This is a genomic window from Undibacterium sp. TC4M20W, from assembly GCF_049340245.1.
Lineage (GTDB): Bacteria > Pseudomonadota > Gammaproteobacteria > Burkholderiales > Burkholderiaceae_D > Undibacterium.
The window spans coordinates 236,563-261,800 of the sequence record NZ_JBMPPI010000001.1; the positions used below are offsets into that span (position 1 = coordinate 236,563).

A 25,238-nucleotide genomic window follows, 5' to 3' on the forward strand; every position below is an offset into this window, starting at 1 on the left:
TGCTGTCACCGTATCAGAAGCGGTATTCGACCGTGGCCGATACTGTGCGTGGATTACCGTAGAAGGCGGTCGTGCTGCCTTCGAGGCCCAGGGTTGGGAAAAGGTAACCGGCTACCTTGTACTTGGTATTGCTGAGATTCTTGCCATGCAGGCCAGCACGCAGACGCTTGTCGGTGCTGGTCCAGACCAGGCTGGCATCCCATAGCGAATACGCATCCTGATCCAGCAGGGCATTTGGTGTCTCAAACTGGTTGGTCGCACCACGATAGGAATAACTGGAGATCAGCGACAGCGTACCGTTCTTGCCTATCATGTTGAGCGGCCAGTCATAGCTGGCTGTCAGGTTGGCAGATTGCTTCGGGGTATTCTGGAATACCTTTTGGCTGGCGACATCGACACCGGCGACAATGAATTGCGTGTACTTGGCATCGATATAGCTGAACATGCCAGACAGGCGGAAGGCGTCGGTAATGCGCGCAGTTGCTTCCAGCTCAAAGCCCCTGATGCGGGCCTTGCCTGCATTGGTGGTGACGCCGGCGAAGTTGTCATCCTTGCCGTCACCATCGGTATCCACTGCGACTGAGCCAGGTATCTGCACGTTCTTGTAGTTACTGAAGAACAGGGCAGCATTAGTCATGATGCGGCCCTTGTCGAATTGCGACTTCAAGCCCAGTTCCACGGTTTCGATTTCTTCTGGCTCATAACCACTTTTTGCTTTAGTAAGGCTGATCTTGGTGCCAACCACATTCAAACGTGGATCAAAACCACCCCCCTTGAAACCTTGTGACCAGGATGCATAGACATTGTTATCGGCATTGGCTTTCCAGTTCAGTGACAGGCGCGGTGTGAACTTCGTGTCAGTACGGTCCAGATCGCTCTTCGTCAGATTGGTGTCTGTGCGGAACAGCACTGCACCGGGGTTGCCCATTTCAGGTGAACCCTTGGTGCCGAGATATAGCTGGCGCAAGACTGCGGCCTGACGTGTATCCGAGGTATAACGGCCACCGGCAGATACGCTGATCGTGTCTGACAAATTCATGCTGCCATCGGCAAATACAGCCCAGGCCTTGGTATCAACATCGCCCATGGTATACACAGACAGTGGCAATGCACCATTGAGCAGGGTATCGAATTTGTTATAGGCATTGGCATCAATGTAATACACGCCAGCCACACCCTGTATGGTCTTGCCGCTGTAGCTGAGTTGCAGTTCCTGGCTGAACTGGCGGTTCTTGTACAGTGCGGGAGCTTCCAGATCGACCGTCGGTAAAGAATCAAAATCGATAGGCGCATAGGAAGTATCGCGGCGGCTGGCAGTAATCGATTTCAGTGTCAGCTCATTATTGATCTGCCATTCCACCAGCGCAGAAGCGCCGGTTTGCTTGACTTGCTGGAGATGGCCGAGTGCCGAGGTCAGATTGGCACGAGTATCAAAGACATTGTCGAGTATCGGTGCCTTGCTAAGATTGCCCACGGTCAGGCGATAACCATTCTTGGGGCTGGAATCATCCTGGCTGGTATCGGCAGAGAGGCGGATGAACAGGCTGGAAGTTGGCGTGAATTCTGCACTGAGGCGGGCAGCGGCAACGTCCTTGTCATAATTCTCAGCACCCGTCAGCAGGTTCTTGCCATAGCCATTACGCTTGAACTTTGCCAGGCTGGCCCCTACCCGCAGGGTATCGGATACAGGTGTACTGGCCGTCAATACCGCATCGGTCTGACCATAAGTACCTACCGTGGCTTTCAGGCGCACATCGGTTTCTGGCTGCAGTTTGCGTGTCACATATTTGACGGCACCACCTATGGTATTGCGGCCATACAAGGTGCCCTGCGGGCCACGCAAGACTTCTATGCGTTCTACATCATAGATATCAGCCACGGCACCTTGCGGGCGGGCGATATACACATCATCGAGATAAATGCCGACGCCAGCTTCAAAGCCAGCCAGCGGGTCTTGCTGACCAACACCACGGATAAAGGCGGTCAGCGTCGAATTGGTGGCGCGCGATGCCTTCATCGTGGTATTCGGTAAGCTTTGCACCAGGCCGACGATGTCGGGGATCGCTGTCTTGGAGAGCTGATCGGCAGAGAAAGCAGTGACAGAAACTGGCACGTCTTGCAGGGATTCTTCGCGGCGACGGGCGGTAACGACTACCGTGGTTGGCTCGGCATTGGCTGTTTCAGTCGTTGCTGGCGGTGTCGTAGTCTGAGCCTGGCTGATGCCACTGCCTGTGACTGTTCCTGATGCGACCAACAATGCTGCAGCGGACCGACGTAAGAATTTCTGCCTTCTCTTGCTCTGATTCATTTCTGTCTCCTGTATTTTTTATGTGCGCCGTATACATTGTTGTATGTCGCATGGCAGGCAGTGTGCACGGAAAGAAAAAACCCAGAAAGCGCATGTACGCCCACCGTTTGTGCATAAATGCACATCAGAGTGAAGGTAGAGCAATTAAAACTGCCCAGTTGTTGTGCAAAACCCGCATTTCTTGGTTTCCTGCAAAGCAGAAATGGAGAATGAGCTGTTGCAGTATGTGCTTTGCCGCACAATTGGTGCACAATTAGGGCATGAATAGCATGCCTGAATGGACTGACCTGCGTTACTTTCTGGAGCTTGCCCGCGCTGGCACGCTGTCTGGTGCATCCCGTCGTCTGAGCGTGGAACATACGACAGTAGCACGCCGCATAGACCGGCTGGAAAGCCAGCTAGGCTCCACCCTGTTTGACCGCAGCCGTGAAGGCTATGAACTGACCGAGATGGGACATGCCCTGCTCCCCCATGCCGAAGCCATGGAGAGCGCCGCCTTGACAGCGACTGATCAACTGGGTGCTGCCAGTGTCTCGGCCCACGGTGTCGTGCGCCTGGGAGTGCCAGAAATGTTTGGCACGCTGGTGATTGCTCCCTTGCTGGTACATTTGCTGAAAGACCATCCCGAATTGAGTGTGGATTTATTGGTACAACCGCGTTTTGCCAACCTGGCGACGCGTGAGGCCGACCTCGGTGTCATGCTTGACCCACCCAATACCGGCCGCTATGTGTTCACCCGTCTCGCAACTTTCCGCCTGAACCTGTATGCCTCGCCCGATTATCTGGCACGCCACCCGCCCATACGCAGCGAAGCAGATCTGGCTGAGCATGAATTTGTCGATTACGTACAAGACCGCCTGGCCAGCAATGAACTCAACTTCCTCGACAAACTGGGCTTTACCCCCAAAAGGCGCTTATGCTGCACAGGCATGATGGCGCAATGTGAGGCAGCAGCGGCTGGCATGGGCCTGATCATGGCACCGCCTTATGCCATCCCTTCCAGCGGTACCCTGGTGCCGGTTTTGCAAGACAGCTTCTTTACCGAGCGCTCTTACTGGCTGGCCGCGCCCAGCGACCTGTATCGCTTGCAGAGGGTGCGGGTGGTCTGGAACCTGCTGCGCGAATATGCAGAACAACATCCATCTCTGTTTATGCATGCAGAAAGTAGCAAGTCCTGATATCGTACACTGCGTTACAAACTGGAAATCGACTAAAATCAGGTAACCTGTACCTGCATCAGCGTTTCCTGGCACGCAAGCCCCTCATATAACCGACAGCCAAGATTGGATAAGCAATTGCCCACTGCCGCTCTGGATACCAGCCAGTTACAAAACTGGCTAGCCGCCGTCGCCCGCAAAGACGCTCAGGCATTTAAATTTCTATATGACGCCACTTCAGCGAAACTGTTTGGCTTCGCGCTGCGTATATTAGTTAAGCGTGAGTTGGCAGAAGAAGTTTTACAAGAGAGTTTTGTCAACATCTGGAATAACGCGGGCAGTTATCAGGCAGGTCTGGCAGCACCAATGACCTGGATGACAACTATCGTACGCAATCGCGCTTTCGACCTTTTGCGTCGTGTTGATCACGATGTGGAAATCGATGCTGATAATTTTGATATGGGAATCATGCAAGCCATGGAAAGCACTGAACCGACACCAGCACAGACGCTGGAATTGACACAGGATGCCAAAGCATTGGCGTCTTGCATGTCACGTCTGGAAGGTTTGCACAGGCAGGCAATGGCGATGGCATTTTTCCATGATCTGTCACACAGCGAAGTGGCAGAACACATGAAACTGCCGATAGGCACGGTAAAAACCTGGATCAGGCGCGGACTCGATAAATTGCGCACCTGCCTTACACGTCTGGAGGCATGATGAATTTGCACCAGATAAAAAATAATCCAGGCCTGCAAGAAAAACTGGCCTCTGAATATGTGCTGGGCACCCTGCGCGGTGGTGCACGTCGCCGCTTTGAGGCCTGGCTCAAACAAGATGCAGCCTTGCGCCAGGTCGTCGGCCAATGGGAAGCACACCTCGTGCCCATGGCAGAATTTACCCCTCCCGTGGCAGCACCGGCAACCGTCTGGCCAGCACTGGAAAAACGCCTGAACCTAAGCACCACCAAAGACCCATGGGCCTACTGGCGCAATTGGGGCAAACTGCGCGAAGACCTGGCGTTCTGGCGCGGCCTGGGCATGTTCTCAACCACAGCCGCCGTGGTGCTGGTATCTGTCTTGCTGAGCAAACAGGCGGATCAACAGCAGGCAACACCGCAAACCAATTACGTCGCCACTTTGTCAGATGACAAGGCACAGGCTATCGCAGTGATTACCGGCGACAGCAAACGCGGCCAGTTACAGATACGCATGGTGACAGCGCAAAACATCGCTGCTGACAAGAGCCTGGAATTATGGGCAGTGGGTAAAGATGGCAAGGTCAAATCCCTGGGCCTGGTGGCAGACAAAGGCATCATCACCCTGCCCATGCCTAAAGACATGACCGCAGACAGCGTACCTTTGCTGGCAGTAACGCTGGAACCAAAAGGTGGATCGGGTAATCCTGAGAAACCATCTGGGCCGATTATATTCAAAGGTAACTGGGTGCAGATTTAAATAACACCACAACTGATTGGCTTAATTAGCATGAAAAAAACGGGACTGAAAAGTCCCGTTTTATTATTTGCAGAAAGTCAAAGTCAATCGAAAATTTACGTCCTGGCTGGCAACAATGTCCCGACCACTTCACCAAAGCCTATCCGTGCACAACCGTCTTTCTGTGCCCAGCCGCGCATGATGATGGCATCGCCATCTTCCATAAAAATGCGCTGCTCACCGTTACTGAAGGTCAATGCCTTCTTGCCACCTTCAGTGAGTTCCAGCAAGGAACCGGCTTCTTCAGCCAATGGACCGGATTGCGTGCCCGAGCCCAGCAGATCACCAGGATTGAGATTGCAACCATTGACAGTATGATGTGTAATCAACTGCGCTATCGTCCAGTATGAATGGCGGAAATTCGACAAGGATAAACGTTCGGCAGGCACACCTGCTGCACGCATTTTTTCCGTTTGCAGCAAGACTTCAAGCTGTACATCAAAGGCACCGCTGTCACGTAAATCCGGTGCGTCCAGATAAGCCATGGGTTGCGGGTCTTCTGCATCGCGGGTCCAGGCATGGCGGTAGGGTGCCAGCGCTTCCAGCGACACTACCCAGGGGGAAATGGTAGAAGCAAAATTCTTGGCAAGGAATGGGCCTAGCGGCTGGTATTCCCAGGCCTGCACATCACGGGCTGACCAGTCATTCAACAGGCACAGGCCAAAGATATGCGATTCTGCCTTGTCCATATTGATGACATCGCCAAGCGCATTGCCGGGGCCAACGAAGATGCCGATTTCCATTTCATAATCCATGCGTTTGGCAGGGCCAAACACCGGTGTTTCAGAAGTCGGCGGTTTGGTCTGGCCTACCGGGCGGCGGAATTGCTGACCTGACACACCGATAGATGAGGCGCGGCCATGGTAACCAATCGGCACCCATTTGTAATTCGGCAGCAAAGGATTATCAGGGCGGAACAATTTGCCAACCGCCGTGGCATGATGGACGGATGTGTAAAAGTCAGTGTAGTCACCAATCTGCGCAGGCAAGGCAAACTCTGCTGCGCTTTGTGCCAGCAGGCAGGCTTGCAATGCACCTTGCAGACTCGCACCTTCACGCAAGACGCGTGACAGGGCCAGGCGCAATGCCGACCATACGGGCGCGCCCAAACCCATCAGGGCATTGAGATTGCTGGCATTGACGGCATTGGTGAAATGGCCACCCTGCAATTCGGTATAACCGGCAAAAGCATGGGCGGCATGGGCGGCTGCCAGATCAAGTATCTGGTCACCAATCGCAATACCGATACGAAATGTCTGGTTGCTGCCCTGGCGACGAAACACGCCGTACGGCAAATTCTGCAGCGGAAAATCCGTGTCAGCCTGATTCGCGGATGCTACCCAGCTGCGTAAGCCTACATCATGGGTTTCGTTAAGTTGTACCGTCATTTATTTTTGCTCCGGATTAAAATTTTTCTTGATACCTTGCCAGCACTGATAATAGTCAGCCTGCAATTGCGGCGCTTCCATGGCGGCGCGGGTAGGTTTGATGATATTACGCGTTTCTATCATGAATGCCATCGTATCATCGACTTTATGTGGCTTGCTGGTATCTGCTGCCGATGCCTTGTCAAAGGTCGGTGCATCGGGGCCATGACCACTCATGCAATTATGCAGGCTGGCACCACCGGGGCGGAAGCCGGTAGATTTGGCATCATACTGACCATGGATAAGTCCCATGAATTCACTGGCGATATTGCGGTGGAACCAGGGTGGGCGGAAAGTGTTTTCAGCCGCCAGCCAGCGTGGCGGGAAAATCACGAAATCTATCGTATCCACACCCGGCGTATCGCTGGCAGCCTGCAAGACCAGGAAAATAGATGGATCAGGATGATCGTAGCTGATAGAGCCTATGGTATTGAAGTGGCGCAAATCATACTTGTAAGGCGCAAAATTGCCATGCCAGGCGACCACATCCAATGGTGAATGACCTATTTTTGCCGACCACAGATTACCGCTGAACTTGGCCAGCAATTCAAAATCACCTTCTTTATCCTCATACCAGGCAACTGGCGTCTGGAAATCTCGTGGATTGGCCAGGCCATTGGAACCAATAACACCAAGGTCAGGCAACTTCAATATGGAACCAAAGTTTTCGCAGACATAGCCACGTGCTTCGCCATCAGGCAGGTGCACCTGGAAGCGCACGCCACGCGGTATCACGGCGATTTCTTGCGGTTCTATATCGAGCAAACCCATTTCGGTACGGATATGTAGGCGGCCTTGCTGGGGGATGATGAGCAACTCAGCATCGGCGTCATAAAAGAAACGTGACGTCATGTCACGGTTGGCTGTGTAGATATGAATGGCACAACCTGTCTGCGCGTCGGCAGAGCCATTGCCTGCCATGGTCATCCAGCCATCGACAAAATCAGTTGCCTCAGTCGGCACGGGCATGGGGTCCCAGCGCAACTGATTTGGCGTTGTTGGTGTCGCGCCGAAATCATTTGTCATGCGGCCATTGCTGGCTTGCTGGAAAGGCTGGTGCATGGCAGCCGGGCGTATGCGGTATACCCAGGAGCGGCGGTTCACATGGCGCGGGGCGGTAAAGGCAGTGCCTGAGATTTGCTCGGCATACAGGCCATAGGCGCATTTCTGCGGGGAATTCTGGCTCTTGGGCAAGGCATCTGGCAATGCCTCGGTAGCGAATTCATTCGCAAAACCGGTCTGGTACTGCAGTTGAACTTCTCTTGCGTCATGCTTGCTCATAGCTGATCCTGCCATCCTTGATTGAACAGACTTGAACTTTAATGCAAAGCGCCTTGTTTTACGATATAAATACAAGAATGTACTACATTCATAAAATCAATAATGCTCGACAATAATATTGGACACTGATGCTGGAACCCAAAGACATAGACCTGAACTTGCTGGTGATCTTCCAGGAAGTGTATCAAGACCGCCAGATATCCTCTGTCGCCCGCAAGCTGGGCTTGTCGCAGCCAGCGGTCAGCAATGCCCTGGCACGGTTGCGGCGCAGCTTTGATGATGAATTATTTGTTCGTACGGCAACAGGCATGCAACCGACGGCGCTGGCAGAACAACTGGCCGAGCCTGTGGCACTGGCACTGACCCACATCACCCAGGCACTGAACCGGCAAGAGAGTTTTGACCCTGCCAGCAGCAAGCGCCATTTCACAATTGCCATGACCGATGTCGGTGAAGTGTATTTCATGCCTATTCTGGCGGATCATCTGCATAGCCTGGCACCACAATTACAGTTATCTACCGTACGTGCCAGTGATATTGATTTGAAAACAGAAATGGAATCGGGCCGCGTTGATCTGGCGATTGGTGCTTTTGATCATTTGTCCGATGCCTGGTATCAGCGCCGTTTGTTCAGGCAAAACTATGTTTGCATGTTCCGGCAAAGCCATCCGCTGGCGGCAGACAGGCTGGAGATGAGGGATTTTCTGGCGGCACGACACTTGATCGTTGCATCAAGGGAAAATCCTTATGCTAAAGTCAACCAAAGTCTGGAAAAAGCCGGTATCAGCGCCGCCAGTCATCTGCGCGTGCCGCATTTCGTTGCCGTTCCGTATATAGTCAGTTGCAATGACTTATTGGTAACCGTGCCACAGAAACTGGCGGAGCGCGCAGCCGCGCCATTTGGCTTGCGCTATGTCAAGTCTCCCTTGCGCTTACCTGCCCTGCAGACCAATATGTTCTGGCACAGGCGCTACAATCAGGATGCAGGCAATCAGTGGATGCGCAGCCTTATATCTGATCAATTTCTTGAGTGAAGCTGTGCGACAAGGGCAATGCTGAAAATCCTTCATGTAAACTCTGAAAGCTTTTCTGCCATGCAATGTAGCTTATCCCCTACACTTGTAAAAATAATTAATCAGCTGGAGTAAACCATGCCCGTCATTACCTGTGTAGAAGACCTGCGCCTGCTCGCCAAAAAGCGCGTCCCAAAAGCTTTTTATGATTATGCAGACAGCGGTTCTTACACAGAATCGACTTACAAGGCCAATACCAGCGATCTGGCAGCCATCAGGCTGAGGCAGCGGGTTGCCATCAATGTAGAACACCGCACTACCCGCACTACCATGATAGGCCAGGAAGTCGCCATGCCGGTAGCGATAGCACCGACGGGGCTGACAGGCATGCAATGGGCTAATGGTGAAATGCTGGGGGCGATTGCGGCAGAAAAATTCGGCATCCCCTTTACCTTATCAACCATGAGCATCTGCTCAATAGAAGATGTCGCCAGTGTGACCACCAAGCCGTTCTGGTTCCAGCTGTATGTCATGCGTGACCGCGGCTTCGTCAAAGAACTCATACAAAGAGCAAAGAACGCCAAATGCTCGGCCCTGGTACTCACGCTGGATTTGCAGATTTTGGGACAGCGCCATAAAGACTTGAAAAACGGCATGTCGGTACCACCCAAGCTTACCCTGGCAAACGTCATCGACCTCGCCACCAAACCAGCCTGGGCCCTGCGTGCGCTGACTGGCCGCAAGACTTTTGGCAACCTTGTAGGCCACGTCAAAGGTGGCGATGGCATAGTCACGCTGAGCCAATGGACAGCCAGCCAGTTCGACCCCACGCTGAGCTGGGATGACGTCGCCTGGATCAAGAAAGAATGGGGCGGCAAGCTGATACTCAAAGGCATACTCGATGTCGAAGATGCCAAACTGGCAGTCGCTGCCGGTGCTGATGCCATCGTCGTCAGCAACCACGGTGGCCGCCAGCTTGATGGCGCGATGTCATCGATACAGGCATTGCCAGCGATCGTCGATGCGGTGGGCCATCAGACCGAAGTCTGGTTTGACGGTGGCATACGCACAGGACAAGACATACTCAAGGCCACTGCCCTGGGTGCCAAGGGCAGCATGATAGGTCGTGCCTTTTTGTATAGTCTGGGTGCGATGGGTGAGGCAGGTGTCACGACCATGCTGGAAATCCTGCAAAAAGAACTGGATGTCAGCATGGCTTTGACGGGGACAAAGGATATTCGTGAAGTCAACGCATCGAACATCATACGTGCTTAAATCATACGTGCTTAAGTCATACGGACTTAATGGCAACACCCGGTATAAAACAATACGCGTTGCGCTTTAGTTTTTATACCGGGGAAATATCACCTCAAAAATCGTTCCCTGCCCCTGGCTGCCAGTCAGCACCTTGATCTCTGCCTTATGGTCTGTTGCAATATCCCTGACGATGGCCAGCCCCAGGCCGCTGCCATTTGACTGATCGCTGATACGATAAAAACGGTTGAAGATCAACTCTTGATCTGAAGGCGCAATGCCAGGGCCAGAATCTTCGACTTTCAGCAATACCTGGTCTTGCAGGCTCAGACAACTGACAGTAATAGTTCCCTGTGCCGGGGTATAACGAACCGCATTGTCGATCAGGTTATCAATCAGATCGCGCAACAAAAAGCGGTTTCCCATGATATCGCCAGGGGACAAATCAAAACCCAGATCAATATTTTTCTTGTCGGCTTCTTCTATGAAATGCTGTATCGCTTCTTCCACCAGTTTTTCGAGCGCCACCTTCTCCAGGTAAGCTTCAACAAACTGGCTGGGCTCTGCCCTGGCCAGTGACAGGAACTGGTTGGTCTGTCGTATCACGCGCTCACTCGATGACAGCATCAATTCAATTGATCGACTGGTTTCTTCATCGGCTACATAGCGCTGCTGCAGCCACTCTATCTGCATTTTCAGGCCAGCCAGTGGTGTTCTCAACTGATGCGCCACGTTCGCAACAAAATCACGCTGCGCAGCAGCGCCTACCTGCACTTTGCTCAGCAAGTCATTGAGTGCCATGACCAATGGCTGCAATTCCAGTGCGTTATGTTCTACGTCAATCAGGGACAAATCATCATAACTGCGCGAATCCAGATCAGCGCGCATTTTCTTCAAAGGTAATAAGCCTTTTGACACTGCGAACCAGACGATGAGGATGGACATGACTGCCAGCAAGCCCTCCATCAGCAGCAGGGTAGTAAAAATCTCGGAACGGATATTATTCCTGCGTCTCAGGGTCTCACCTACACCGATAAAAACCGGTTTGCCATCGACCATGGCTTTAAGAGAAATAACGCGTATCCCGCCACCGCGCATCATGCCATCGTAGGCCAGGGGCTCATTCAATTGCTCGGATGTGCGCAAGGAAGGGAAATCGCTATCACCAGCAATAGTTTTTCCTGCGACATTCCTGACGATGAAATAGATGGGGTCAAAATGGCCGACACGCAGAACCTGCTCTGCTTGCGGTGGCAAATCAATGGCGACATCGGCACTGGCCAGTTTCAACCTTGGCACCAATGCCCAGGCCGTATCTGTCAAGCCCTCATCGAAAGCGGCATTGGCAGGCCCCCAGGCGAGGCGATAAATCAGGATGGCGCCAAGGATGTTGGTGATCAACAAAGGCGCGATCAGCCATTTCAGTAATCGCAGGCGTATGCTGGCATTCATCAACTGGCTTTCTCCAGCATATAGCCAAAGCCTCTGATTGTCCTGATGGTGACACCGGCATCCAGGATTTTGCTGCGTATGCGTGAGACATACACTTCGACCGCATTCAGCGTGATGTCCTCACCCCACGGCAGGATGGCATCTATGATTTGCTGCTTGGATACCACGCGGGCGACCTGCAGCATCAGGTATTCGAGAACAGCCCATTCGCGTACCGACAATTCAATTGTCTGGCCATTCACGCGGGCGCGCTTGGCAGTCTGGTCCAGCGTCAGTCCCGCCAGTTGCATGGCGGTAGCTTCTGGTGAACTGCGCCTGACCAGCGCCTTGATACGCGCCACCAGTTCTGGCGTGGCGAAGGGCTTGACCAAATAATCATCGGCACCCAGTTCCAGCCCGTGTACACGGTCCTGGATGGAATCTCTTGCTGTCAGCAACAGCACTGGCAAATTGGCATTCTGACTACGTAAGCGTCTGACAACCTCAAAACCATCAATGCCAGGAATACCGATATCAAGCACCATGATGGAAATCTCTGACCGCTGCAATGCCGCCAGCGCATCGAGGCCATTATGGACGACATCAATCACCATACCGTGAGCTTTGAGATTTTTGGAGATGCCATCCGCAATCACGGTGTCATCTTCAACCAACAAGACATGCATAAAATATCCGAATGAGCATATGAACAACCTGGATATTCTACCTCTTTGACCTCTGTTCCAAGCCTGCTCCCGCTTATTTTTCATTGTCAGCTTATTGTCAGCCTTCTGTCATGTTGACGACAGAATGCCTTGCTATCCTGCCTCAAAATTTGTAATTGACTATTTGCTGCGGCAAACACCTGGCTGCCTTAGTTTGCTTTGCTGTCAGGTGAATTCCCTTGAGGTGGAAATGAATAAGAACAATACCAGTCTGCATACGCTAAGCGTACTGCTCGCCCCCGTCTGTCTGAGCATGCTGCTGTCTGGCTGCAACAAGGCAGAGGCACCAGCATCCAAAAAAGAGGCGGCGGACGAAGCCAAGTTACCCCTGATCCGGGAAGCAGCAGGGATACGCCTGCCTGAGGCATCGCCATTACGAAAATCAATAGCGGTCGCTGCCGTGACTGAACAGACGATAGAACGCGCCATCATCATTCCCGGCACGATAGAGCTGGATGCGGCAACATCCATCAAGGTAGTTCCCCCGGTAGCCGGGCGCATACTGCAATTGAACAAACGTCTGGGCGACAAAGTCAGCGTGGGTGATGTACTGTTTTCTATAGACTCTGCCGATATTGCCACGGCCTACAGTGATGCCAGCAAGGCACAAAGTGCGCTTTTATTGTCTAAACGCAATCTGCAGCGCCAGAAAGACCTGGTAGACGCAGAAATTGCTGCACGCAAAGATTATGAACAGGCAGAAGCAGATTATTCCCAGGCCAGCTCGGAAGTAGGCAGGACCAAAGCCCGGTTGGCACAGCTAGGCGTCAGCCAGGATGGCGCTACCGGTCACCATTACCAGTTGCGTTCTCCTATAGCCGGACGGGTCATTGAATTAAGCGCCGCGCAAGGTGGTTTCTGGAATGATACCAATGCGCCCCTGATGACCGTGGCTGACTTGTCCACTGTCTGGATGACCGCTAGCGTCACCGAGAAAGACCTGCCACTGGTGTTTGCCGGACAAGCAGCCAAAATCACCCTGAATGCCTATGACAATGAAGTCTTTGAAGGCAAGATACGCTATGTCGGTGATGTCATTGATGCAGATACCCGCAGCGTCAAGCTCAGGATTGCAATTGACAACAAGGCTGGGCGTTTCAAACCTGGCATGTATGCCAAGGTCAATTTGAGTGGACAGGCCCATCAGGCACCTGCCATTCCCGCGTCAGCCGTAGTGCAGAATGGTTTTAATACACGTGTGTTTGTAGAAAAAACACCCTGGGTATTTGAACCGCGCATCGTCAAGACCGGTGCCCAAGTGGGCGACAAACTGGAAATCCTGTCCGGCCTGAAAGCAGGCGAGCGCATCGTCATCAAAGAGGGAGTGCTCCTCAATGATTGAAAATATTGTCAAAGTCAGCTTCGCCAGACGCGGCATTGTCTGGCTCGTCTTTATCCTGGTCGCCATGTATGGCATCTACTGCTGGAATCAGTTGCCGCTGGAAGCTTATCCCGATATCGCCGACACCACTTCACAGGTAGTGACACAGGTCAGCGGCCTGGCGGCCGAAGAAGTTGAAAAGCAGATCACGATACCGCTGGAACGCGAAATCATGGGTACGCCCGGCATGCATGTGATGCGTTCCAAAAGCACTTTCGGCCTGTCCCTGATTACCGTCGTGTTCCAGGATGGTACGGAAGATTACTGGTCACGCCAGCGTTTGCAGGAGCGCATCAGCGCCGTTACCCTGCCCTATGGTGCGCAGCCTGGTCTTGATCCGCTGACATCGCCCATAGGCGAGATATATCGCTACACGCTGGAATCCAAGAGCCGTGACCTGCGTGAACTGTCCGAACTGCAGTTCTGGAAGGTAATCCCGCGCCTGAAGCAGGTGGCGGGTGTGGCCGACGTCACCAATTTTGGTGGTATCACTACCCAGTTCCTGCTGGAATTTGAACCAGAAAAACTCAGCAAATATAACCTGAGCCTGGCGCAAATCACGCAAGCCATCAATGCCAATAATGCCAGTGCTGGCGGCAGCATACTGACACGCGGGCAGCAAGGTTTTGTCGTGCGCGGCATAGGCCTGATCAGTGGCCTCGATGATCTGGGCAATATCATGATCACGCAAAAAAACGGCGTGCCGGTCTTGTTGAAAGACCTGGGTGAGGTGAAGCTCGGCAATCAGGAACGCAGTGGCATACTCGGCAAGAATGAAAATCCGGACACGGTAGAGGGCATCACTTTGCTGCTCAAGGGCCAAAATCCATCCAAGGTACTGGAAGGCGTGCACGCCGCAGTCAAAGACTTGAACGAAAATGTCTTGCCCAAGGATGTCAAGGTCGTGCCTTACCTGGACCGCACCATGCTGGTGAAGGCCACCCTGCACACGGTAGGCAGGACCCTGCTCGAAGGCATGATATTGGTGACACTGGTGCTGCTGCTTTTCCTCGGTAGCCCGCGTGCTGCACTGATTGTTGCAGTGACGATACCCATGTCTTTGCTGACGGCATTCATCTTCATGCATCACTTCAAGATACCGGCCAATTTGCTGTCGCTGGGTTCCATCGATTTCGGTATCGTGGTAGATGGTGCGATTGTGGTCATGGAACAGATACTGCGCAAGTTTGAAGAAGATGGCGGCAAACCCCTGACAGCAAAAGATGTCATGACGGCTGCCCTGCAAGTCAGCAAACCCATCTTTTTCGGTATGGTCGTGATTATCACTGCCTACCTGCCGCTGTTCATGTTCCAGCGCATAGAGTACAAATTATTTTCGCCTATGGCATTTGCGATCGGCTTTGCCCTGCTCGGTGCACTGGTGGTTTCACTGGTATTGATACCCGGGCTGGCCTATGTAGCCTATAAAAAGCCGCGCAAGGTATTCCACAACCCGGTGCTGGAAAAATTTTCCTCCATCTATAAACCCGTCCTGGAAAAAGTTGTCAACTCACCGCGCTTGACGATTGCAGCCTTTGTGTTTGCCTTTGCCGCTGTCGTGGGACTGGGTGCCAGTATAGGCCGCGATTTCTTGCCCACTCTGGATGAGGGTTCGATCTGGCTGCAGGTCACTTTGCCACCAGGTATCTCGCTGGAAAAAGCTGGCAGCATGTCTGATGAACTCAGAAAAGCCACGATGGAGTTCAAGGAAGTGTCCGCCATCGTCACGCAACTGGGGCGCAACGATGAAGGCACGGACCCATGGACGCCTTCCCACATCGAGGTCAGCGTCACCCTGCACCCGTATGACACCTGGAAATCTGGCTGGAGCAAACAAGAACTCATAGAAAAAATGGCACAGCGTTTTGAGAAGCTGCCTGGTACCCATGTCGGCTTCACACAACCCATGATAGATGGCGTACTGGACAAGCTTGCCGGTGCCCACAGTGATCTGGTCGCCAAAGTGTATGGCAATGATTTCAAGGAATCCCGCCGTATTGCCAAAGAAGTAGAAAACACGCTGAAAGCCGTACCTGGTGCAGAAAATGTCATTATCGAACAGGAACCACCTTTGCCGCAGATACGCATAGAAGTCGATCGCGCCGCGTCTGCCAGGTATGGCGTCAACGTTGCCGATATCACCGACCTGATAGGCACGGGCATAGGTGGCAAACCCATAGCCCAGTTGTTTATTGATGAACGTCACTATGACATCGGTATACGCTTCAACAAAGCATCGCGCAGTACACCGGATGCGCTGGGCAATCTGATGCTGACATCCTCCAGCGGTGCCAGGATACCGCTGGCGCAGGTAGCCAGCATACGTCTGGATGATGGTGAAAGCACCATCACGCGGGAAATGGGCAAGCGTCACCTGACTGTCGGTCTGGGGCTGAAAGGGCGTGATCTGGCTTCTTTCCTCGATGACGCCAAGGAACAGGTGGAAGCCAAAGTCAACTACGATCATTCCAAATTCCAGATTACCTGGGGTGGCCAGTTTGAAAATCAGCAACGTGCCCAGGCCAGACTGGCGGTGATTTTGCCTGTTGTAGTGGCCTTGATGTTCATTCTGCTGTTTGGACAATTCAGGAACCTGCGTCAACCGGCATTGATATTGATGGCCGTGCCACTCGGTGCTATCGGTGGTTTGTGCGCCCTGCATTTGCGCGGCATGACGCTGAATGTATCCAGCGCGGTGGGTTTTATCGCCCTGTTTGGGGTGGCCGTGATGGATGGGATTTTGATGGTGTCGAACCTGAATCGTCTGCGTGCCGAAGGTAAATTGTCATTGCGGGACGTGGTATTGCATGGCGCCCGCGAACGCTTCCGTCCGGTCTTGATGACGGCCAGCGTTGCTGCCCTGGGATTGCTGCCCGCTGCCATCGCCCACGGTCTGGGCAGTGACGTGCAGCGTCCGCTGGCCACGGTTGTGGTGGGTGGTTTGATCACGGCAACCGGCCTGACCCTGGTATGGCTGCCAGGTCTCTATTACCTGATAGAAAAATATATAGAAAACAAAAACAGTAAAGCTGCCGCGCACCATGAAGCCAGCGTAGCAGATGCAGTGTAAGGAATCATCATGCAAAAAATTAAGAAACAAAAATCTCATGGACTGCCGCTGATGTGCGGCCTGCTGCCATTGTTGTTGCAGTTGCCGGTTCATGCACAGGTCAATGTGCAGACAAATACAGTCAGCATGCAGCAATACCTGGCTGCAGTAGAAAACAATAGCCTCGATCTGCAAGCGCAGCAAGAACTCGTCACCAGTGCCAGGGCCGGCATCTCCATCGCCAGTGTGCGACCAGACCCACAATTGACGGCAGGTATTGACTCCAGAGAAATGTATGGCCCAAACAAGCCCAATACTGCGACCACGTCGATAGCAGGTATCGCCATTACTGTGGAAACTGCCAACAAGAGAGGTGCAAGAATACAGGCAGCGGAGAGCAATGTACGCCTGACCGAAGCCGGTGTCTCAGCCTACCGGCGGCAGCTATTGAGCGATGCCTCAAACGCTTTTACAGAAACCTGCCGCTCTGCCATGTCGCTGGCACGTCGGGATAGCAGCCTGAATGCCATGCGCGATATTGTGAAGATGAATGAAACACGTTTCAAAACCGGCGACATAGGCAAGCAGGAACTAGTGCAATCAAAAGTCGAAGCTGATCGCTTTGCCATGGATGTCACCAGCGCCCGCGCTGATACCATTAATGCTGAAGCGGAATTATCGAATTTCCTCGGAAAAAGCTATCAAGAGATTTTTGCAGACAGGAAAATCGATTGCAGCGGCAGCCAGGATGAGATGACGGCAGATCTGACCACCCTGACACGGCAAGCCCTGGAAAAACGGGAAGACATACAAGTGGCGCGTTCAGCCAGTGAAAATGCCAAGGACAATATAGAACTGGCAAGAGCCAATCGCTGGATCGATCCTGTGGTCAACCTTGGTATCAAGAACACGCCAAGGGTCAACGCGATACAGAATGCCAGCGGTACAGTCACGAATTCTCCGGCTGAACGTTCGAGTCCGCTGAGCCTGACGGTCACGATTCCTATTCCTTTTTCACGCATGCAAAGTGGCGAATTAAGCCAGGCGCAATCAGCGCTGACACAGGCGCAACTGCAATTGCGCTCAACCTTGATGAAGGCAGAAACCGAGGTCAGGGGTAGCTATCTGCAATATCAGGCTGCTTTGCAAAATATCAAAAACTATAAGGAACACGTACTTGAGGATTCTGACCGTTTGCTACAGAGCGTGCGTACCAGCTATCGCAAAGGGGCAGCGTCGATGCTGGAACTCTTGAATGCCCAACGCAATGCCGATGAAATTTATCAGGCCTATCTACAGGCAGAAGCTACTTTGGCGATGGCCAGAATCAAGCTGCAACAAAGCACTGCTTATCAGATGAAATAAGGGAAAAATAAGCTTGTCACATTACAGGCAAGCGTAGCATAAAAGCATGGGCAAGCCCATGCTTTTATGCTTCATTTTTGGAGACAGTCCCATGTTTACGCATGGGCCAGATTTATTGCTTGATATTGCTTGATATTACTTAAGCAACCTGACGTTGCAATTGGTTTTGCACCTGAGCCTGCTGTTCTACCAGTTGCAGATTCTCGGCATCAATCAGGATGCGACGTGGTTTGTGTGCTTCTGGAATTTCACGTACCAGTTCAATGCTCAACAAACCATTATCGAGACGCGCAGTGACAACTTTGACATGGTCAGCCAGGCGGAAACGGTGTTCAAAATCACGTGAGGCAATGCCACGGTGCAGGAAGTTGCGTGCACCTTCTGCCTTTTGACGGCGGCCTACGATTTTCAGGGTATCGCGCTCGGTTTCGATGTCGAGTTCGCTTCGGTCAAAGCCGGCAACTGCCATGGTGATTGCATATTTATCTTCTGCAATCAACTCAATATTGTAGGGGGGATAGCTGGGTGCATTTTCTGTACGTTGTGCGTCATCAAACAATTGTGCGAGACGGTCAAAACCGATAGCGGAACGGTACAGAGGAGCGAAGTCAAAATTACGCATGATAATATCCTTATAAATTGAAGCGATATAAATTAAATGTTTAGAAACTTTTTTTAAAACTACTGCTTTGAAGCTACTACTTTGACACTACTGCTTTTACTTCTTCAGCAAACCTCGCTTTTGAGCATCTGCTGAGTAGAAAATGGTACTGGTACAAAGAGTTTCAAGAGCCTTTTATAAAAAATTTTTCTTCTAGGACTTACGCAAAATTGTCCCAGCAAGGCGTAGCGACGAAGACAGTACTTTAAGTACGGCTAGGAGCTGCAACGCAGCTGGGGCGGTTTTGCGGAAGTCCCATCTTCAATAAAATTGACAATAAATCGACTGTCATCATCAACAAGATTGACAACAGTCCACCAGGAACCAAACAGGAAACAGGCATGGCCAAGCTCTACTTCAGATACTCAGCAATGAACGCCGGGAAATCCACCGCACTTTTGCAGGTGGCACACAACTATGAAGAGCAGGGACAAAAAGTCCTTCTCTATACCGCTGCCATAGACAACCGTTATGGTGCAGGTAAAGTCACTTCACGCTTGGGGCCACAAAGGCAGGCTGAAGTTTTCGATACGAATTTCGATTTTTTGGCAGAGACACCGAAGGTCAGTTGCGTGCTTGTTGATGAAGCGCAATTTCTGTCTGCTGACCAAGTACGCCAGCTACATCAATTGGCACAGGTGCGCGGTGTGCCAGTGATTTGCTATGGCTTACGCAGTGATTTTTTGGGTGAGCCATTTACCGGCTCGGCATATTTGCTGGCGCTCGCGGACGATATAGAAGAATTAAAAAACATCTGCGCTTGCGGCAAGAAGGCCACGATGAATATCCGCGTTGATGAAAATGGCAGACGCATGAAATCTGGCGAACAAATTGATATTGGTGGAAATGAGCGTTATCAACATGTATGTGGCCGCTGCTTTTACGCTGGCTAACAATAATACGCAGCCTTCTAAAACAAAAGAGCAGGCCCTCGAGCCTGCTCTTTTTACGTATTCCAAACAAGTTTTACAATACCTTCAAAAACTCCGCCAGATCAATAATCTCCTGCGGCGTAAATCCTATATTAAAACGCTTGTCATAGAATTTCACGACATCTGTAATCTCCACCATGCCACCATTATGGAAGTAAGGGGAGCGTGCTTCTATGGCACGCAGGCTGGGTACCTTGAAGCGGCCTATGTCTTTCCATTTTCCTGTGTTCATGGCGCTGCCGGGGTCCGTTGTTTGTAGCAACTCACCAGTCAGTTTATTCCTCAGTGTATATAAGGGCATATCAGGTGTGCGCAGACTGGCATCTGATACACCGGTATTGAACAGGCGCGGTACAGAATGCGTACCCACATTACCTACGCTATGGCAACTGGCGCAGGTTGTACGCTGCAAACCAACACGCAATTCATCATTGAAGCCGGCGACGCGTGTGATAGTGAAAGGCTTGTTATTGAATATCTGCTCGCCTCTGGCTATCGATGCCCTGGCAATATTGATTGCCGATGGTGGCTGTGGTGGTTGCGGTGGCCTTCCTTGCACTGGCGGGTTTGGTGGCGCCGGCCTGTCCAGCCCGCGCCATGCGGCAAACATGTTCATGACATTGCGGTCGAATGGTGCTCCCGTTATATAGTCACCGCCATCAAGGTCATTGATACCAAAATAAAAATTATTCTTTGCCAGTTCAACAGGGCCACCTTTGGCGCCAAGGTCTGTCAGATTACCTGCTGTCAGACTGCTGATCTGTGCTGTGAATAAAGTTTTTTCAAAATCAACGATGCTGCGCTGCTCTGCTGCAGTCAAGCCCTGCGCTGCCTGCGCATGACCAGTGACTGCGCTATTTGACTGGTGCAGCAAATCGAAATCAGTGGTGGAAAAACATTGTATCGGACGGGTATTGCGTATACACAGATTGGACCTGGCATCGCTGAAAGTTTCACGGCCATCCCACATGACGGTACTCAGAAATTTGAGATTCGTGGTGGGCATAGGACGACGGAATAGCGATACTTCTTTGGCGCTGGCGTACCCATAGGGATCATCTACTTTATCCAGTATAAATTCAGCATCAGCGGGTATTGGCAAACCCACTCTGATGAGGCCCTTGGACAGCAACATGTTATAAGCCTGACGCTTTTGATCTAGCGTGGTCACTTTGGCAGTCGGCGAGTTTGCTCCATCGACGAGGGCGAATACCGGGTCATTGCCATTGCTGGCAGTAAATCTCAGTTGCAGGTCGTCAGGACGTATGCTCCAGCCCTGGCTTTCCTGATGGCAGCTGGCACAACTGCGGCCATTGCCAAAGGCTTTAAAGAAAGGATTGTTTCTATCTATGCTGCCAGTCGTGGATACTGTCAGAGCAGCTCCCTCGCCATTGGCAATAGGCACGAGTGAAGGCGGATCTGCAGGGGCAGGCGCAAGGAGTGCAGTTGTGCTTACAGGCGGTGCTGCTTGCACACTAGTAGCATTGCTTGCTGACCCTGCCGTACTGGCATCGCCACCGCAGGCAGCCAGGCTTGCCAGCATAAGCATGGCACTACCTATCTGTACTCTTGCCCGCACGCCAGCCATGACATGCAAATTCGATATTCTTTGTGATTTCATTTCTAGCCCCCTTGAAGTTTCGATTTTTCTACTCAAGAAGCCCGGCATTCTCTGCGCTAAGTTCTGAGACTGGAGACAGGATGATTTCTGAATGTGAAGAAAAAATGAAGAAAGCAGTTTTTTTGAAATTCCATCTGTATTTTTTTATAAAAATATTTTTTTGTTGCGTATCGTCTTTACTTCATGATTCCTCCATAATTGGCTGGCACCATGGCAAATCAATACTTTAAAACTCATTTCATAAATAGGATGAGTGCGAACAAGACGATTTGGGATGCAGTGCAAGGCGTGACGCGCAGCTAAGGCGTCCGCCTTAGCAAGCGGCACAACGCAGCAATGCGCCCAAATCGTCAGTTCCCGGAGGGGTTGCCTCATAACGTGCGCTGGACTGCGTTGAACTCGTTGTCAATAGGCAAAGCTATTGACTGCCTCGTCCGCCTTGCCAGCCCACGTTATGAGGCAAACGCATCTCATCCTATTTATGAAATGAGTTCTATACAATCCGGGAGCCCTGAAGTATGCGTCTGACCATCGCCCGCAAGCTTGCTTTGGCCATTACGGCAATTGTGATTATCAGCATAGGCACGCTCGCTTGGGTCACCAGTCAAAACCTCAAAAGTGGTTTCATCGCCTATCTAAGTGATCTGGAACGGCAAGACCTGGTCAGGCTTAGTAATTTGCTGGCGGAAGATTATCGTCAAAATGGCAATTTTGACCGTTTTCAGACCAACCGCCGTCCCATGCGCGACTTGCTTGATCAGATACGCAGCCAGCCACGTCCACAAAATGAAGATGCTCCGCCGCCGCCACCCAGAAGGCCGCGTGAAGACGGGACTGAAGACCAACATGACAGGCGCCCGCCGCCTCCACCACCAAGAGGCCAGGACAGGCCACCACGCGATGCACCACCAGAACAAAGGCCGCCGATAGATCCGATGGGCTTTGGGCAAAGACTGTCGCTGATAGACAAGAATGGTATAGCCCTGATAGGCCCCGGCGATGCGCCCGGTGGCAGCATCGTGCCCATCATGCTAGGCAATCAAAAAGTAGGCATGCTCAGGCTGGCCCCTCTGCGGCAAATCTCGAACGCGAGCGCGATGGATTTTGTCAGCGTGCAAATACGTCATACCTTATGGCTGGCATTGACACTGATACTGGTATCGCTGGCATTTTCCCTGTGGCTGGCCAGGCATTTATTGCGCCCTTTAAAATCCCTGCATCAGGTCACGGCAAAAATTTCCAAGGGGCAGCTTGATGCCAGGGCAGAAATGATCAGCCAGGACGAGCTAGGTGATCTCGCCCGTGACATCAACAGCATGGCGCAAAACCTGGAGAGAAACGAGGCACAAAGAAGCAAGATGCTGGCTGATATCTCGCATGAATTGCGCACGCCGCTGACTGTCATACAGGGTGAGGTAGAAGCCCTGATGGACGGAGTGCGCCACATCACACCCGCAGCGCTGGAGTCCCTGCATGCAGAAGTGCGCCACATCAACAAGCTCGTCGATGATTTACGCCAACTGACGCTGGCCGATGCCGGTGAGCTGCATTATCAGTTCCAGCCCATGGACTTGCGCCCGATGCTGGCAGACCTGTTGCAACGCTTTGGCCTACGCATGCAGCAGGCTGGCCTGCACCTTGACAGCCAGTTGGGCGACATGCCAGCATGGATCAATGCCGATGGCGGACGCCTGACCCAGGTACTCAGTAATTTGCTGGAAAACAGCATACGCTATACCGATAACGGCGGGGTGATCCTGTGCACCTTGACACGTAATGGCGCCTTGCTTGAACTCAGTATCGAAGACAGTGCGCCTGGTGTGCCGGATGCCAGCCATGCGCTGTTATTTGACCGCCTGTACCGGGCCGACAGTGCACGCAACCGCGCCGGCGGTGGCAGCGGCCTGGGGCTGGCGATCTGCAAGGTCATCGTTGAAGCACATGGTGGACGTATCAGTGCATCTGCCTCACAATTGGGTGGCGTGAAAATTCTCATGCAATTGCCTTTTATCAAGACACCATAAATCATCACATGGACAATAGCGCCCACATCTTCATTGTTGAAGATGACTTGAAAATCGCGGCCCTGCTGAAGGACTACCTGCTCGCGGCGGGCTACCAGGTAAGCCATGAAGCAAATGGCAGGCTGGCACTGGAACAACTGCGCCTGTCCGCACCCGACCTGATCTTGCTGGACCTGATGTTGCCAGAACTGGATGGCATCAGTATCTGCAAGGAAGTACGCAAATTCAGCGAAGTGCCTATCATCATGCTGACTGCGAGAGTGGAAGAGGTAGATCGCTTGCTGGGACTGGAAACCGGGGCTGACGACTATGTCTGCAAACCCTTCAGCCCACGTGAGGTTGTCGCACGTGTGAAGGTGCATTTGCGCCGCAGCATGGCTGGTCTGACTGGTCTGACTGGTCTGATTAGGCAGCCAGCTTCTGAACAATCACGTTTTGCTATCGATAAAGAGCAACTGCGCATACTGATTGATGCCCAACCTCTGAATCTGACGCCGGTAGAATATCGCTTGCTGTCTGAATTCATCAGCCATCCTGAACGGGTGTTCTCACGCCAGCAATTGCTTGATTTTGCGCATGAAGACCAGCGCGATATCAATGACAGGACGGTGGATACGCACATCAAGAACATACGCAAAAAGATACAGGGAAAACTGCCGGGCAATGAATGCCTGCATTCTGTATATGGCGTAGGCTATCGTTTTGAACTGCCATTATCAATTTAAAATTTGCAGGGAAAAAGATGTCCTGTATGCTTGACTTAGAGTCCACTCTAAGTTCTAAGATCATACCGTGACCAGACAATTCATTTCCATAGGCGAGCTGGCTGCCCTGACGGGCTTGTCTGCATATACCCTGCGTTTCTATGAAAAGGCCGGGGTCTTGCAGGCAGCCAAACGGGCAGACAACGGCCACAGACGCTACAACAGCCAGGACGTCCTGTGGCTGGAGTTTGTGCTGCGCCTGAAGCAAACCGGCATGCCACTGGCGGACATACGTGAGTATGCGCAGCTCAGGGCAGCAGGAGAAATGAGTCTGCAACAGCGGTTGACTATGCTTGAGCTCCATCGTCAGCGCCTGGCCACCACCATGTCTGAGCTTGCAGCCAATGCCAGCGCCCTGGATGACAAAATCCGGATTTATCAAACAATGATAGTTGATAAGGCTGGCCGGAAAAAGAAAGTCTGATCATGCATCAAAACAGCAATGTATCCATCAATGAACGTTATCAGCGCGGTTGGGAAAAGCTCAGGGAAATTGATGGCGAAGCAGGAGAAAAAGTCATCGCCGCGCTGGCAGATATTGCGCCCGACTTTGCACGTTACCTGATTGAATTCCCTTTCGGGGATATTTACTCACGCCCGCAACTGGACTTGAAGTCACGCGAAATCGCCGTGGTTGCAGCACTGACGGCGCTTGGGAATGCCACACCCCAGCTCAAGGTGCATATACAGGCTGCCCTGAATGTGGGTTGCACGCGCGAAGAAGTGACAGAAGTGATTATGCAAATGGCGGTATATGCCGGCTTTCCTGCGGCGCTGAATGGCTTGTTTGCGGCGAAAGAAGTATTTGCTGCGCTGGATGCTGAAGCTTAAATCGGCAGACAGTAACTTTGCTTGACGGTATCCATGATCACGGTGGTGCGGAATTTGAGGATGTTCTCATTGACAAACAATACGGCACGGGTAAAACGTTCATAAGCTGCCATGTCCGTGGTTTGCACGATGAGCATGAAGTCAAAATCACCCGCGAGGTAGAAGCACTGCTGTACTTCGATCAGGGCCTGCATGTCTTGCTTGAAGCTGTCTATGACATTGCCCAGGCCTTTTTTGAAAGCAACCTCAACCATCACAGTCAGGGGATAGCCAACCGCCTGGGGGCTGACTATCGCCACCTCTGCCCTGATGACGCCTTCATCCCTGAGCTTGCGTATGCGCCGCTGCACGGCAGTGGCAGACAAGCCTATGTCTGCCCCTATCAGCTCGGCTGAATGGCGGCTGTTCTTTTGCAGGTAGCGCAAAATGGCAAGATCAAAACCATCCAGTATCATCGCAATAGGGGTTCATGATGGGGAAGCCTATTATGAACCCATTGGAAATCAATTGCTTACTCT

General features: G+C 52.1%; 21 protein-coding genes. 13 read left to right on the forward strand and 8 right to left on the reverse strand.

Translation table 11 applies throughout. The features are described 5' to 3' along the window. Positions 1–13: 13 nt before the first annotated feature. The gene (locus tag ACO0LL_RS01200; protein ID WP_422949061.1) at positions 14–2,308 is read right to left on the reverse strand and encodes a TonB-dependent receptor; all 2,295 of its coding nucleotides are present in this window, start codon (positions 2,306–2,308) and stop codon (positions 14–16) included. Between the two features lie 269 nt (positions 2,309–2,577). On the opposite strand from ACO0LL_RS01200, the gene ACO0LL_RS01205 reads away from it, so the two are divergent. The 3 genes from ACO0LL_RS01205 (at position 2,578) to ACO0LL_RS01215 (ending at position 4,922) form a co-directional block, all read left to right on the forward strand. Continuing rightward, the gene (locus ACO0LL_RS01205) at positions 2,578–3,486 is read left to right on the forward strand and encodes a LysR family transcriptional regulator (protein WP_422949062.1); all 909 of its coding nucleotides are present in this window, start codon (positions 2,578–2,580) and stop codon (positions 3,484–3,486) included. 117 nt (positions 3,487–3,603) lie between these two features. Further along, complete coding sequence (locus tag ACO0LL_RS01210; RefSeq protein WP_422949063.1) at positions 3,604–4,185, forward strand: sigma-70 family RNA polymerase sigma factor; 582 nt, start codon at positions 3,604–3,606, stop codon at positions 4,183–4,185. Then, a complete protein-coding gene (locus ACO0LL_RS01215) occupies positions 4,185–4,922 on the forward strand; it encodes an anti-sigma factor (protein ID WP_422949064.1) in 738 nt (245 codons plus the stop codon). The genes ACO0LL_RS01210 and ACO0LL_RS01215 overlap by 1 nt, the downstream gene beginning before the upstream one ends. Before the next feature lie 95 nt (positions 4,923–5,017). Here the strand turns inward: ACO0LL_RS01215 and fahA are convergent, their stop codons facing one another. Next, a complete protein-coding gene (fahA, locus tag ACO0LL_RS01220; RefSeq protein WP_422949065.1) occupies positions 5,018–6,349 on the reverse strand; it encodes a fumarylacetoacetase in 1,332 nt (443 codons plus the stop codon). Next, on the reverse strand, positions 6,350–7,669 hold the full coding sequence (gene hmgA / locus ACO0LL_RS01225) for a homogentisate 1,2-dioxygenase (RefSeq protein ID WP_422949066.1): 1,320 nt from the start codon (positions 7,667–7,669) through the stop codon (positions 6,350–6,352). It abuts the gene before it with no gap. Between the two features lie 128 nt (positions 7,670–7,797). Between hmgA and ACO0LL_RS01230 the strand changes: the two genes are divergently transcribed. Beyond that, positions 7,798–8,703 carry a LysR family transcriptional regulator gene (locus tag ACO0LL_RS01230; RefSeq protein ID WP_422949067.1) on the forward strand — a complete coding sequence of 302 codons (906 nt, stop codon included), beginning with the start codon at positions 7,798–7,800 and terminating at the stop codon, positions 8,701–8,703. A gap of 117 nt (positions 8,704–8,820) precedes the next feature. Continuing rightward, on the forward strand, positions 8,821–9,957 hold the full coding sequence (locus ACO0LL_RS01235; protein ID WP_422949068.1) for an alpha-hydroxy acid oxidase: 1,137 nt from the start codon (positions 8,821–8,823) through the stop codon (positions 9,955–9,957). Between the two features lie 66 nt (positions 9,958–10,023). Here ACO0LL_RS01235 and ACO0LL_RS01240 read toward each other — a convergent pair whose 3' ends face one another. Together ACO0LL_RS01240 and ACO0LL_RS01245 are read right to left on the reverse strand one after the other, a co-directional pair. Then, the gene (locus ACO0LL_RS01240) at positions 10,024–11,388 is read right to left on the reverse strand and encodes a sensor histidine kinase (RefSeq protein WP_422949069.1); all 1,365 of its coding nucleotides are present in this window, start codon (positions 11,386–11,388) and stop codon (positions 10,024–10,026) included. After that, positions 11,388–12,053: a response regulator transcription factor gene (locus ACO0LL_RS01245; RefSeq protein WP_422949070.1), complete on the reverse strand. Its 666-nt coding sequence runs from the start codon at positions 12,051–12,053 to the stop codon at positions 11,388–11,390. Before ACO0LL_RS01245 ends, ACO0LL_RS01240 begins: the two co-directional genes overlap by 1 nt. A 229-nt stretch (positions 12,054–12,282) precedes the next feature. Between ACO0LL_RS01245 and ACO0LL_RS01250 the strand changes: the two genes are divergently transcribed. Genes ACO0LL_RS01250 through ACO0LL_RS01260 form a run of 3 tightly spaced genes read left to right on the forward strand, consistent with a single transcriptional unit; the run spans position 12,283 to position 17,887 of the window. Beyond that, on the forward strand, positions 12,283–13,434 hold the full coding sequence (locus ACO0LL_RS01250; protein ID WP_422949071.1) for an efflux RND transporter periplasmic adaptor subunit: 1,152 nt from the start codon (positions 12,283–12,285) through the stop codon (positions 13,432–13,434). Next, complete coding sequence (locus ACO0LL_RS01255; RefSeq protein WP_422949072.1) at positions 13,427–16,543, forward strand: efflux RND transporter permease subunit; 3,117 nt, start codon at positions 13,427–13,429, stop codon at positions 16,541–16,543. The genes ACO0LL_RS01250 and ACO0LL_RS01255 overlap by 8 nt, the downstream gene beginning before the upstream one ends. Before the next feature lie 9 nt (positions 16,544–16,552). Continuing rightward, a complete protein-coding gene (locus tag ACO0LL_RS01260) occupies positions 16,553–17,887 on the forward strand; it encodes a TolC family protein (RefSeq protein WP_422949073.1) in 1,335 nt (444 codons plus the stop codon). Positions 17,888–18,026: 139 nt separating this feature from the next. On the opposite strand, the gene ACO0LL_RS01265 is transcribed toward ACO0LL_RS01260, so the two are convergent. Then, positions 18,027–18,509 carry an Hsp20 family protein gene (locus tag ACO0LL_RS01265; protein ID WP_422949074.1) on the reverse strand — a complete coding sequence of 161 codons (483 nt, stop codon included), beginning with the start codon at positions 18,507–18,509 and terminating at the stop codon, positions 18,027–18,029. Between the two features lie 380 nt (positions 18,510–18,889). On the opposite strand from ACO0LL_RS01265, the gene ACO0LL_RS01270 reads away from it, so the two are divergent. Continuing rightward, positions 18,890–19,441 (forward strand): thymidine kinase, encoded by a 552-nt coding sequence (locus ACO0LL_RS01270; RefSeq protein WP_422949075.1) that lies wholly within the window; start codon positions 18,890–18,892, stop codon positions 19,439–19,441. Positions 19,442–19,514: 73 nt separating this feature from the next. Here the strand turns inward: ACO0LL_RS01270 and ACO0LL_RS01275 are convergent, their stop codons facing one another. Continuing rightward, positions 19,515–21,101 (reverse strand): cytochrome C, encoded by a 1,587-nt coding sequence (locus ACO0LL_RS01275; RefSeq protein WP_422949076.1) that lies wholly within the window; start codon positions 21,099–21,101, stop codon positions 19,515–19,517. Between the two features lie 518 nt (positions 21,102–21,619). Between ACO0LL_RS01275 and ACO0LL_RS01280 the strand changes: the two genes are divergently transcribed. The 4 genes from ACO0LL_RS01280 (at position 21,620) to ACO0LL_RS01295 (ending at position 24,720) form a co-directional block, all read left to right on the forward strand. Continuing rightward, positions 21,620–23,125: an ATP-binding protein gene (locus ACO0LL_RS01280; protein ID WP_422949077.1), complete on the forward strand. Its 1,506-nt coding sequence runs from the start codon at positions 21,620–21,622 to the stop codon at positions 23,123–23,125. 8 nt (positions 23,126–23,133) lie between these two features. Then, positions 23,134–23,850, forward strand: coding sequence for a response regulator (locus ACO0LL_RS01285; RefSeq protein WP_422949078.1), 717 nt, complete (start codon positions 23,134–23,136; stop codon positions 23,848–23,850). A 67-nt stretch (positions 23,851–23,917) separates the two neighbouring features. Next, positions 23,918–24,313, forward strand: coding sequence for a MerR family transcriptional regulator (locus tag ACO0LL_RS01290; protein ID WP_422949079.1), 396 nt, complete (start codon positions 23,918–23,920; stop codon positions 24,311–24,313). Between the two features lie 2 nt (positions 24,314–24,315). After that, positions 24,316–24,720, forward strand: coding sequence for a carboxymuconolactone decarboxylase family protein (locus ACO0LL_RS01295; RefSeq protein ID WP_422949080.1), 405 nt, complete (start codon positions 24,316–24,318; stop codon positions 24,718–24,720). On the opposite strand, the gene ACO0LL_RS01300 is transcribed toward ACO0LL_RS01295, so the two are convergent. Continuing rightward, entirely contained in the window at positions 24,717–25,175 is a 459-nt protein-coding gene (locus ACO0LL_RS01300; RefSeq protein ID WP_422949081.1) for an Lrp/AsnC family transcriptional regulator, read from the reverse strand. The two genes, ACO0LL_RS01295 and ACO0LL_RS01300, sit on opposite strands and share 4 nt — an antisense overlap. Positions 25,176–25,238 lie beyond the last annotated feature (63 nt).